This is a genomic window from Corynebacterium tuberculostearicum (assembly GCF_022347235.1).
Classification (GTDB): domain Bacteria; phylum Actinomycetota; class Actinomycetes; order Mycobacteriales; family Mycobacteriaceae; genus Corynebacterium; species Corynebacterium tuberculostearicum_F.
Window position 1 is genome coordinate 106,862 of record NZ_JAKRDX010000004.1, and the last position, 12,019, is coordinate 118,880.

The window sequence follows — 12,019 nt, forward strand, 5'->3', positions numbered from 1 at the left end:
CCGTTACCGTTTGGCACATAACCCGCGCACTTCCAGCCTTTGCTGCTACAACGTTCCCCTGATGTACGGTAGTAACATCTGCGTTCTTCTAATACATCGTGAGCGTCCTAGGACGCCGAGGTTGAAAGGACTTAGCTCCCGTTATGTCTACTGTTTCTGATCGCCTGCACCACGCCCAGCAGGAATTTAACGCGGTGATTGCCGTCATCCCGTTTGATGAGCACGCGGTGGAGGAATCGCCCACGCTTAAGGGACAGCCGGTGGCGTTCAAGGACATCGTGGATGTGGCGGGCGTACCCACCACCTGCGGCTCCACTGTCGATGTGGGCCGCACCCCAATCGAGGATGCGCCGGTGGTGCAGCGCTTGACGGCGAAGGGTGCGCTACCGGTCGCGAAGGCGAACCTGCAAGAGTTTTCCTATGGCATTTTGGGCGATGCCTCGGCTTATGGTCGCGTGATCAACCCGCGCGATCCGGAGGTGTGCGGCGGCGGATCGAGCTCCGGTTCGGCGGCACTGGTGGCTTGCGGGGCGCTGCAGCTTACGGTGGGCTCCGATAGCGCCGGCTCGGTGCGCGTGCCGGCCGCATGCCAGGGTGTGCTGGGGTTCAAGCCCACCTTTGGGGTGATTCCGGTCGAAGGAGTCTTTCCCTTTGCCCCAAGCTTTGATTGCATTGGTTTCTTTGCCAGCTCGATTGACCTGATTGAGCAGGCTTTTATTGCCAGTGCGGATGAGGAGCCGGCCGCGACGCAGGACGTTTCCGCTGTTGATGTCACGGCCCTTAAGGCCAAGGGCGAGCGCTTCTCCGATCTTCTGGCGGCGCTGGAACGATCAGACTTTGAGCTCACCGAAGGTGCGGACTTGGAAGACACCATCGCCGCCACGGCCGAGCTCTACGAGCCGATGCGCCTGAAGGAGGTCTACGACGTCCACCGGCCGTTGCTGAACCAGCGCGATAAGTACCAGGACGTGATTCTGCAGCGCGTACTGGGCGGGGAAAATATCAGCCAGGAAGACTACGACGCGGCCGCACGGGGCGTAGAGAAGCTGCGCGAAGAAGCCCTTGCCCTGCTTGCCGACGCCCCCATTATCCTCACCCCTACCCTCGATTCCGGTCCCCTCAAGTGGTCCGATATCACCCCAGACAATGCCGCGGAATCGGCCGCGAGCCTGCGGCGTTGGACCGAGCCTTTCAATGTGCTCGGATGGCCAGCTATTACCGTGCCGCTGCGCGGCGAAGAGGAAGAAGGAGTGGGTGATGCGGTGCAGGTCGTCGGCAAGCCGGGCGAAGACCTGACCGTCCTGCGCGTTGCCCGCACCCTGCAGGCCCTGCTCTAAGCCCCTGCTAGAAGGGTCTTTTCCTGCGTGCGCGGCCGCCAAAAGGCAGCCTCGACGGCGGTAAGTTCCTTGAAGTGCGCTGAGGTGAGCTCGTTCATCGCTTGGATATAGCCGGGGACCTCTTCACGCGGCAGGCGCAGACCCATGGTCAGGTGCGGGGTCCAGCGCGGCCCGCGCCCGTCCGGATTGGCGGCGCTGATTTCTCGCGCGGCACTCTCTAACTCGTCGGTAGTCTCCAGGAGCCAGGCCACCGTCTGTTTACGCTTGGTGCCAAAAATGACGTTTCCTACCCGGCGAAAATCCGCGGGGATGACGGCCGGCAGCAGCTGGGCCGCCAAGTCCACCACCTCCGGCTGCATGTGCGGCGAAAAGGTCACCGTAATGTGCGGGCGTTGATGCTGGACGGGAAAGCCGCGCTCAGCAAGACCGGCAAAAATGTCGCGCACCTGATCTTCCTGCTTTTTCGGCAGGTAGAGCAAGATATTATCCGGCGATGCTTTACTCACGAGCGAGCGTTCCCTTTCTATAGCGGAGTGCCTCCAGCGTACCGGCCATCGAGTAGGCAACCTCCTCTTGTGTCAACGCAAACGATTGCCGTTTAATGAGAGCCATGAGTACTACAGAGTCATCGCCCCTTATCCTCGCCATCACGGCGTGCCCGACGGGCATCGCGCATACCTATATGGCGGCCGGGAACCTTGAAGCCGCCGCCCAAGAACTGGGCTATCGCATCAAGATTGAAACTCATGGTTCCATCGGCGTCGAGGGAACCTTTAGCAAGCAAGACATCGACGAAGCCGACGCCATTGTCATTGGTGCCGATACGGTCATTTCCAAGGACCGCTTCCACGGCAAGCGCCTCGAGGCCACCGGCGTGGACGAGGCCATCAAACACCCGAAGGAACTGCTCCGCAGGTCCTTGAGCGCCTCGCGCTGGGCGGGCGCTTCCGAGAAAACGGAGGAAGAGGCACCGCGTAAAAATAGCGTAGGTCAAACCTTATACAAGGCACTGATGAACGGCGTCTCGCACATGATCCCATTCGTGGTCACCGGTGGCCTGCTCATTGCGGTGGCACTGTCCATCGGCGGCACGCCCACGCCTGAGGGCATGGCAATTCCGGAAGATAGCTTCTGGAACACAGTCAATGAGCTCGGCGCTTTGGCGTTCTCTTTGATGGTTCCGGTGCTCTCTGGCTACATCGCGGTAGGCATCGCGGACCGACCAGGCCTCGCGCCTGGCCTTATTACCGGACTCATCGCCACCACCGGCTCGCTTTACGGTTCTGAGGCGGGCGCCGGATTCTTGGGCGGCATTGTCACCGGTATTTTGTCCGGTTATGTGGCTCTTGCCATTAAAAAGATTCCGGTACACAAGTTCATCGCACCGATTTGGCCCATCATCGTTATCCCGATTTTCACCACGCTCATCGTGGGGCTCGTCTTCATCTTGCTCATTGGCGCACCGGTCTCGGCCGCGTTCGAGGCAATGACCAACTATCTCGCTGGAATGCAGGGCTCCTCCGTCATCGTGCTAGGCCTTATCCTGGGCGCCATGATCGCCTTCGATATGGGTGGTCCCTTCAATAAAACGGCTTTCCTCTTCGGCGGCGGCATGATCGCGGCCGGCAATGCGGCGCCGATGGGCATGGCGGCATGTGCGATTGCCGTACCTCCCCTCGCCGTGGGCGTAGCTACGCTCCTGCGCCGCCGCTGGTTTACCAAGGCCGAAAAGGATGCGGGCATCGCCGCGTTGTTCATGGGATTCTTCGGCATTACCGAGGGCGCCATTCCGCTCGCGGCTGCACGCCCGCTACAGGTCATCCCCGCCAATGTTGCCGGTGGTGCCGTAGCCGGTGCGCTCGCCGGTCTTTTCGGTGCACAAGACCACGTCATGCACGGCGGCCCGATCGTCGCGGTGCTCGGCGCGGTAGATAACGTTGTTGGCTTCTTTATCGCCATGCTTGCCGGCATCGTTGTTTGCGCTGGCCTTATTCTCCTGCTGGTGGGATTGACGCAGCGCAAGGATAAGCCACTTGTTGCAGTCGATACGATTAGCCTCGATAAAGATCTGGGTTCTTCTAGCGAAGAGGTCATTCGCTCCATGGTGAAGCTCACCTCCGCGCGCATGTCTGATGCCGAGGCGGTCGCTAGCGCCGCATTGAAGCGCGAATCTACCCGTTCCACTGGTGTGGGCCACGGCGTGGCCATTCCGCACGCTCGGTCTGCCGGAGTGAAGGTACCAACGCTCGCCTTCGCCCGCCTGCCGCACGGCGTCACGTGGGCAGAGGGCGAAGACCCGACCACCTTGGCCTTCCTTATTGCTGTTCCGGATAACGCTGGAAAGCAGCACCTCAAGCTGCTGTCCAAGCTGGCGCGCAACATCATGAAGGAGGACTTCCGCGCACAACTCCACGGCGCGAAGACCCGCAAGGAAGCTGCCGACATCATTTCCCAGGTACTCTCCCCTGCACCAGCGACTGACAAGGCGGCCGCAACCACTCAGGCCTAAATAGTCTTGCAACTGCAAGCGCTCAGCGATTTCCCCGCTGGGCGCTTTTCTTATGCCCACACTACGTAGAGATGTGGCGCAGTAGCGGTTTCGCGGGAGGAACAGCAGTAGTGAGGCAACCTCATGCGAGACCAGGCCTCGTCATGGCGCTCTCTTACGTTCCTTAGGCGGACAGAAAACCACAAGGTTCCTTATAGGGTTTGCCAAGAATCGCACCGGATTTGCCAGCAACGAACTTAAAACAAGGGCCGTATACCTTAAAACAATCTCATTTCTCTGGGAACCTGAGATATTGGTTGAAATCTACCCCCGTGGGGGCGGGGAGCTGAGCGGCATCACTGAGGGAATTTAGGGGTTTCCTAGCTCAAATCGAGAAATAACTAAGAGGCAATTAGTTTTGCGCGAAATCAACTTCAAGAATCCTAATAATTGCTGGTCAGCTGGATTTTACCCGGGCAGAATTGATTAACTTTTAAGTGAAGGGGAACGGAAGTTAGCCGTTAACACTCCAAGATCCCCGCCTTATAGATTCCCGCTAGGTTCCAGTAGAAAGGTACCGCTCATGTTCACCCCCAAAGTTCACTTCTCCGCCAAGAAGTTCGTCGCTCCTGCACTCGCAGCAGCCGTCGCACTCGGTGTTGGCGTAGCCCCTGCAGAGGCATCGAGCTCTTTGAGCAGCTTCGGTCGCGTGAACCTTCCGGTACCATCCGTAAACCTGCCTGCTGCTCCGGCTGCCGCTGCAAAGCCAGTTGCTCCGGCCTCCAACCGCGTACAGAGCATCATCAATCACACCAACGCTTACCGCCGGGCACACGGCCTGCGCCCGGTTCGCGCCAACGCCGCACTCAATGGACTGGCTCAGGATTGGGCCAACCAGCTGGTTCGCGCCAATAAGCTCAGCCACCGCCCACAGCACTGGAACTACTACCCTTCCAATATCCCGGCCGGCGGCGAGAACGTACTGCAGGCATGGAGCGACTACTCCGATGCACAGCTGGTTAAGCTCTGGTACGAATCCCCGGGCCACCGCAAGATCATGCTCGACCCGCGTGCCAAGACCATCGGCGTTGGTGTTGCCGTCAACTCTGAGGGCAAGCTCTACGCTGTCCAGAACTACGGCCGCTAAAGATTTCACAAGCTAGGGCCTTCGGGCCCTTGGGCTCTAGCGGGCCACGCCGCCTCCTCCCGGACCTCTTACCCGGGGCGGGGCGGTTTTCTCGCACCTAGGTGGGGGTGCGCACGCGGGTAAATGAAACGTAACCGCCTTCACAAATGGCAGTGGCGAGGGTTACACTTAATGACATTCGAATTGTTCAACAATCTTAAGGACGGTGTTGAATGTCCTCGCTCCATATCGATCTCAATGCGGATTTGGGAGAGACTACTGCAGGCAACCCGGTCGCAGATGACACGGCAATGCTGGAGATGGTGTCCTCCGCAAACGTGGCCACCGGCTTCCATGCGGGCGACCCGCACTCGATTGCCTGCACCCTCAAGGCGGCAGCAGAAGCAGGCGTGACCGTAGGCGCGCACGTGGGTTATAACGACGCCGCGGGTTTCGGCCGCCGTTTTATCGATTACAACCCGGACGAGCTTGCAGACGAGGTGACCTACCAAATTGGCGCGCTCGACGCTTTGGCCCGCGCCAATGGCACCAAGGTTTCCTATGTGAAGCCACACGGTGCGATGTATAACGCAATCGTGAAAGATGAGGCGCAAGCAGAAGCCGTCATCAAGGGCATTAAGGCCTTCGGAGGCTTGCCGGTGATGTTACTGCCAGGGGGTGTAGCGGTGGACGTCGCCAAGCGCAGCGGGCTTAACGTCATCCGTGAGGCTTTTGCGGACCGCAACTACAACCCCGATGGCACGCTGGTCTCGCGCAAGGAAGCCAATGCGGTGCTTGGCAGTGCCGATGAGGTGGTGCAGCGAGTTCTTGAGGTGGCGCAGACCGGGTCGATTACGGCCGTGGATGGCACGAAGTTAGAGGTGGATGCGCAATCCGTATGCACCCACGGCGATTCGCCCGGCGCGGTGAAGCTGCTGCGCGGCGTGGTGGAGCGCCTGCGGGAAGAAGGCATCGAGATTCGGAGCTTTATCTAATGCACATTAATTTTGTGGGCACGCGCGCGTTGCTCATTGACCTGGATGGATTGAACCAGGTGATGGATTGGCACGCGGCGCTTTCTGCCAAGCCGTTGAAGAATCAGGTGGACTGCATCGCGGCCGCCACCACCCTGCTGCTGACGTTTGAAGCGCCGGATTCGGCGCGCGATGCAGCGGAATTCCTGCAGGACTTCTCCCCTGCCGCCGCGACGGCTGCGGAGGCCCGAACGGTAGAAATCGATGTGCTCTATGACGGCGAGGATGTGGACGAGGCCGCGGACCTGCTGGGCCTTTCGCGCGAGGCGCTCATTGACTGGCATACCTCTACCGAGTGGACCGCGGCATTCGGTGGCTTTGCCCCGGGCTTTACCTACTGTGCGCCGTCGGAGCCCTCCCAGGCGCGTGCTGTGCCACGCCGCTCCAGTCCCCGTACCGCGGTGCCGGCCGGCGCCGTAGGCATTGCGGGCGAGTTTTCCGCAGTGTACCCGCGCGTTTCCCCGGGCGGCTGGCAGCTTTTGGGCACCACCAATACGCCGATGTGGGATTCCAATGCCAACCCGCCGGCGCTGGTACAGCCGGGCGACCGCGTGCGCTATCGCAGCGTGGATAAGCTGCCGGAGCTTGTTGATCACTCTGCCCGCTCGAAGCGCGCCCCTGCCCGCTTGCCGCGCATGGAGGTTATCGATGCCGGCCTGCTCACCCTCTACCAAGACCTGGGCCGCCCCGGTGTGGGCGATCTCGGCGTGACTCCCTCCGGTGCTGCCGACCGCGCCGCAGCCGCGACCGCCAATGTGGCCGTGGGCAACCCGCGCGGGGCAACGGTGCTGGAGAATATCGGCGGCATTAAGCTCCACGCGCTCACCGATACCGTCATTTGCGTCACCGGCGCGACGGCGCGTGTGCGCCTTGGCGAGATGCCGGTTCACCTCGCCCGCCCCGTGCTGGTCACGGCCGGGCAAACCGTCACGGTGGACCCCGCAACGGTGGGCATGCGCAATTACGTGGCCATCCGCGGCGGCATCATTGCCGAATCCGAGCTCGGCTCCGCGGCCACCGATGTCCTTTCTGGCCTGGGCCCGGACCCGGTCACCACCGGCGATGTCATCGGCGTGCTGCCGCGCTCTACCGGCATGACCGACGCCCAGCTAGCCAACCCACTGCGCGTGCGTGAAAGCTCCGACGGCAAAACCCGCGCCACCTTGCGCTGCGTGCTCGGACCGCGCGATGACTGGTTTGGCGATAATGTCTCCGCCTTCCTGGATACCGAGTGGACCGTCACCTCGGATTCCAACCGCGTGGGCCTGCGCCTCGATGGCGAAGAACCGATTGAACGCGTCAAGGACGGCGAGCTCCCCTCTGAGGGCATGGTCGCCGGCTCGATCCAAATCCCGCCCAATGGCAAGCCCGTAGTCTTCCTGCGCGATCATGCCGTGACCGGCGGTTACCCGGTCATCGCCACCGTATTGGAAGAAGATATTGATATCGCCGCGCAGCTGCCACCCGGCGCGCGCGTGAACTTTGAACTCGTAGCACCCCAAGCCTTGAACACTGGAGATAAGAATGCAGATTAAGACCGTCCTCATTGCTAACCGCGGCGAGATTGCCGTGCGTATCGCCCGCGTCGCCCGCGACCTGGGCATTAAGTCCATCGCCATTTACTCCGAAGCGGACGCAGGTGCCCTGCATACCCAGGTAGCCGATGAAGCTTATGCGCTGCCGGGCAATACCGCGGCCGATACCTACATGAACGTGCCCGCGCTACTCGATATCGCGGTGCGCGCCGGTGCCGATGCCATCCACCCGGGCTACGGCTTCTTGTCCGAAAACGCCGACTTTGCCCGCACGGTTACCGAGGCCGGCATGATCTGGATTGGCCCTTCCCCGGAGTCCATCGAGTTGCTCGGTGACAAGATCGCTGCGCGCCGCGTGGCCGAGGAGGTCGGCGCGCCGCTGGCACCGGGTACCTCCGATCCCATCGATGACTGGCAGGAGGCCCGCGCCTTCGCCGAAGAGCATGGCCTGCCCATCGCCATCAAGGCCGCTTATGGCGGTGGCGGACGCGGCTTGAAGGTCGTGGACAATATGGAAGAGATCGAGGGTGCGTTCAACTCTGCCGGCCGCGAGGCCATGGAGGCTTTCGGCCGCGCCGAGTGCTATGTGGAGAAGTTCCTCACCCACCCGCGCCACGTCGAGGCCCAGGTGCTGGCCGATACGCACGGCAATGTGCGCGTGCTCGGCACCCGCGATTGCTCCACCCAGCGCCGCTTCCAAAAGCTCATTGAGGAGGCTCCGGCGCCCGCGCTTTCCGACGCCCAACGCAACGGCATCATCGAAGGCGCCCGCTCCATTTGTTCCAAGGTGGGTTACACCGGCGCCGGCACCGTGGAATACATCGTTTCCGAGGACGGCACCATTTCCTTCCTCGAGGTTAATACTCGTGTGCAGGTCGAACACCCAGTTACCGAGGTAGTCACCGGCACCGATATCATCGCCGAGCAGTTCCGCATCGCGGCCGGCGAGCCGCTGTCCTTCGATGAGGATCCGCAGTCCCACGGCCATGCTTTTGAATTCCGTATCAATGCCGAGGACATCCTCAATGGCTTCGCCCCGTGCCCCGGCACCATCGTCTCCTTCGAGCCGCCGACCGGCCCGGGTATCCGCGTAGATTCCGCGGTGCGCTCTGGCTCTATCATCCCGCCGTACTATGACTCCCTGATTGCCAAGCTGGTGGTGTGGGGCCCGACCCGCGAAATCGCCCTGGCCCGCGCCCGCTTTGCCCTGCGCGAGTTCACCGTCACCGGCGTGCGCACCGTGCTGCCGTTCCACCGCGACATGATGGATGAGCCTGCGCTCATCGGCACCGCCGCCCCAGCAGACGATGCCGCTGCCGCCGGCGCCTCCGAGATCGGCGTGTTTACGGACTGGGTGGATCACAACTACCGCCCGTCTGCCACCAACCAGGTGGAAAAGGTCGAGGCCATCTACACCCAGCGCCGCAATGTGGCCGTAGAAATCGACGGCAAGCTGGTCAACGTCGGCGTCCCCGTGGACTTCCTCGCTGCGCCGGGCGCCGCCTCAGCTGGTGGTTCTGCCTCCACCGCGCCGTCTTCGGCCGGCGCGCAGTCCACCGATGACAATGCGGTCACCTCCCCGTTCGAGGCCAACCTCGTGGCCTGGAACGTTGCGGACGGCGATACCGTGGCCGAGGGCGATGCCATCGCCACCGTCGAGGCCATGAAGATGGAATCGGCCATCAAGGCTCCGCGCGGCGGTACCATCAAGCTCCTGGCCGCAGAAGGTGACCGTCTGGATTCCTCCAAGGTCATCGCGACCATCGATTAGCGCTCGCGCCATCGTTATGCACCCCATCTTCAATGTGAGGTGCATAACTTTTTAGTACAGTTGTGGTCATGCTTTCCCAGTCTGTCGCCTCCGAGTTGCGCGAGGCCATCTCCGCCGGCGAGTTTCAGCCGGGCGAGCAGCTCAGCGAGGTCAAGGCGGCCGAGCGCTTTCACTGCTCGCGCAATACCCTCCGCGAGTCCTTCACTAGGCTGGCCGCGGAACGCATTGTGGAACGCATCCCTAACCGGGGTGTTTTCCTTGCGACGCCCGATGCAGACTATATCCGCGACCTCTTTGCCGCCCGCGCAGCCATCGAGCCCGCGGCGGTGCGCTGGGGCGAGTTTGCTGATGCCCCCTCGCTCGTTACCCTCACTTCCTCCGCCTTTGATTACGCCGCGCGCGGCGAGCATAACGAAGTCTCCTCCATTAACCAGCAATTTCACCGGAATTTGGTGGCCTCGCTGGGCTCGCCCACCCTTAATGAGCAGATGGATAACCTGCTCGCCCGCATGCGGCTCACCTTCTTGCTAGCAATCCCGCGCTACCCTCAGCTGCATGCGGACCACATTCAAGGCAATATCACCTTGGCCACGCTTATCGCAGATGGAAAACGCCTCGAGGCCGCCACGCTTTCGCATGACAGCCTCATGAATACCTGCGAGAAGATCCTCGCCGTGCTGGACGATTAAGGAATGAGAAAATCTTGATCGCGGGCGTTGGTCACGAGCATCTGGCCCGGTGCGTGCGTAATAGCTAAGCGCGGCTTAGATTCCATCACGATGGCCTGCGGGGTCACACCACAGGCCCAAAAGACCGGCAGGCAACCCTCCGGCACTTCGCCCGGATCGCCAAAGTCCGGACGGTTCAAGTCCTCAATGCCAATGGCCGCCGGGTCACCCACGTGGACCGGGGCGCCGTGAACTGATGGGTAACGGGAGGTAATCCGCACGGCATCGGAGGCCTGCGCGGCCGGAATCGGGCGCATGGAGACCACCATGGGCCCGGAAAAGACACCGGCCGGGGTGGTGGGAATCGTGGTTTTAAACATCGGCACGTTGCGCTGCTGGGCAATGTGCGCGACCTCAATGCCGTTATCCTGCAGCGCAGTCTCAAAGGTAAAAGAGCAACCGATGAGGAAGCTAACCATGTCTGGGGTGTAGTACGAGGTGGCGTCGGCAAGCGTGGCTGTATGCTCGCCGTTTTCAAAGACACGGTAGGCCGGAATATCGGTGCGGATGTCCCCACCCGGCAGCAGCTCGGAGGTGTACTGACCGGCTTCCAGCACGCCCACAATCGGGCATGGCTTGGGATTACGCTGGGCAAAGAGCAAGAAGTCAAAGGCGTATTCCTGCGGCACGGCCAGCAAGTTAGCCTGCATGAAACCGCGGGCATGCCCGGCGGTGGTGGCCATGTCATGGCTGCGCGCATACTCGCGCACCTGCTCTGGGGTCTGCATTATGCCCACAGCTCGGTGATACCCGAGAAAGCCTTGAAGCCGATGAAGATGGTGAGTACCCACGCCAGGGCGCCAATGATGAGCAACCACTTAGGATACTTATAGCCCTGCAGGAGGTCGCGGCGGCGCCAGGCGACCCACATCACGAGGGCGAAACCGATGGGCAGGATCAGGCCATTGATGGCGCCGGCGAAGATGAGCAACTTCTGTGGCGCGGAGTTGATGGCCACGAAGACTACCGTGCACACCGCAATGAAGATAATGGTGAAGATATTGCGGGTGCGCGTTGAGGTGTCCTGGGAGGTCACGAAGGATACCGAGGTATAGGCGGCGCCGATAACCGAGGACAAACCGGCCGCGAAGAGGACCACGCCGAAGGCACGCAGGCCAAACTCGCCGGCGGCATTGTAGAAGGCATCGGCCGCGGTGTTGTCGTCCGAAAGCGCCACGCCGGTGGCGACCACACCGAGAACGGCCAAGAAAAGGAGCATACGCATGATGCCGGTGACCACGATGCCGCTTACCGAGGTATAGGTAATGTTTTTGACGTTTTCCACGCCGGTGTGGCCGGAATCGATGAGGCGGTGCGCGCCGGCAAAGGTGATATAACCACCCACGGTGCCACCAATGATGGTGGTGATGACGAAGAAGTCGATCTCGCCCGGCGCGACGGTATTCTTGAGCGCCTCCCCCACCGGTGGCTGGCTGACCACCGCAACGTAGAGCATCAGCAGGATCATGACCGCGCCGAGGACCGCAACGAGACGGTCAAGCGCCATGCCCGCCTTCTTGGAGAGGAAGATAAAGATCGCGATGGCCGCGGCAATGACGCCGCCGATGCGCGAATCGATGCCCAGCATCGCATTAATGCCCAGGCCAGAACCGGCGATATTGCCAATATTGAAGACTGCGCCGCCGATGAACACGAATACGGCAAGCACCCAGCCCAGGCCAGGGAGCACGGTATTGCCCAAGGTATTGGCGCGCATGCCGGTCACGCAGAGAACTCGCCACACATTGAGCTGGATAGCGATGTCCACGAGGATGGACAGCATAATCGCAAATGCGAAGGATGCTCCCATCTGCACGGTAAAGACCGAGGTCTGGGTCAAAAATCCCGGACCGATGGCGGAGGTGGCCATGAGGAACATGGCACCGGCCATGGCGCCGAGGCCCTTGGGCGGGGTCTTGTCCCCCGCCTGCGCCGGAGTGGCGTGTGATGTCTCAGCACTCACTAGATTCACCTTTCGTGATGCAGGTCGCATTAATTTG

The 12,019-nt window shown here is 61.4% G+C and carries 10 protein-coding genes; 7 read left to right on the plus strand and 3 right to left on the minus strand.

Annotation, left to right across the window (positions count from 1 at the left end; all coding sequences use genetic code 11):
• Positions 1-143: 143 nt before the first annotated feature.
• Positions 144-1,337 carry an amidase gene (locus MHK09_RS03510; protein ID WP_250412677.1) on the plus strand — a complete coding sequence of 398 codons (1,194 nt, stop codon included), beginning with the start codon at positions 144-146 and terminating at the stop codon, positions 1,335-1,337.
• Here the strand turns inward: MHK09_RS03510 and MHK09_RS03515 are convergent.
• The gene (locus tag MHK09_RS03515; RefSeq protein WP_250412678.1) at positions 1,334-1,843 is read right to left on the minus strand and encodes a 2'-5' RNA ligase family protein; all 510 of its coding nucleotides are present in this window, start codon (positions 1,841-1,843) and stop codon (positions 1,334-1,336) included. The two genes, MHK09_RS03510 and MHK09_RS03515, sit on opposite strands and share 4 nt — an antisense overlap.
• Before the next feature lie 95 nt (positions 1,844-1,938).
• Between MHK09_RS03515 and MHK09_RS03520 the strand changes: the two genes are divergently transcribed.
• From MHK09_RS03520 to MHK09_RS03545, 6 genes are all read left to right on the plus strand, one after another.
• Positions 1,939-3,846 carry a fructose-specific PTS transporter subunit EIIC gene (locus tag MHK09_RS03520; protein ID WP_285440132.1) on the plus strand — a complete coding sequence of 636 codons (1,908 nt, stop codon included), beginning with the start codon at positions 1,939-1,941 and terminating at the stop codon, positions 3,844-3,846.
• Positions 3,847-4,408: 562 nt separating this feature from the next.
• On the plus strand, positions 4,409-4,972 hold the full coding sequence (locus MHK09_RS03525; protein WP_005326665.1) for a CAP domain-containing protein: 564 nt from the start codon (positions 4,409-4,411) through the stop codon (positions 4,970-4,972).
• A 212-nt stretch (positions 4,973-5,184) separates the two neighbouring features.
• Positions 5,185-5,946, plus strand: coding sequence for a LamB/YcsF family protein (locus MHK09_RS03530; protein WP_150851629.1), 762 nt, complete (start codon positions 5,185-5,187; stop codon positions 5,944-5,946).
• Positions 5,946-7,520 (plus strand): 5-oxoprolinase subunit B/C family protein, encoded by a 1,575-nt coding sequence (locus tag MHK09_RS03535; protein ID WP_250412680.1) that lies wholly within the window; start codon positions 5,946-5,948, stop codon positions 7,518-7,520. Before MHK09_RS03530 ends, MHK09_RS03535 begins: the two co-directional genes overlap by 1 nt.
• On the plus strand, positions 7,510-9,291 hold the full coding sequence (locus MHK09_RS03540; RefSeq protein WP_005326671.1) for an acetyl/propionyl/methylcrotonyl-CoA carboxylase subunit alpha: 1,782 nt from the start codon (positions 7,510-7,512) through the stop codon (positions 9,289-9,291). Before MHK09_RS03535 ends, MHK09_RS03540 begins: the two co-directional genes overlap by 11 nt.
• 68 nt (positions 9,292-9,359) lie before the next feature.
• A complete protein-coding gene (locus MHK09_RS03545) occupies positions 9,360-9,980 on the plus strand; it encodes a GntR family transcriptional regulator (RefSeq protein ID WP_250412681.1) in 621 nt (206 codons plus the stop codon).
• Here MHK09_RS03545 and MHK09_RS03550 read toward each other — a convergent pair.
• Positions 9,977-10,747: a putative hydro-lyase gene (locus MHK09_RS03550; RefSeq protein ID WP_150851634.1), complete on the minus strand. Its 771-nt coding sequence runs from the start codon at positions 10,745-10,747 to the stop codon at positions 9,977-9,979. The genes MHK09_RS03545 and MHK09_RS03550 overlap by 4 nt on opposite strands.
• On the minus strand, positions 10,747-11,910 hold the full coding sequence (locus MHK09_RS03555) for an NRAMP family divalent metal transporter (RefSeq protein ID WP_150851636.1): 1,164 nt from the start codon (positions 11,908-11,910) through the stop codon (positions 10,747-10,749). The genes MHK09_RS03550 and MHK09_RS03555 overlap by 1 nt, the downstream gene beginning before the upstream one ends.
• Positions 11,911-12,019: the final 109 nt, after the last annotated feature.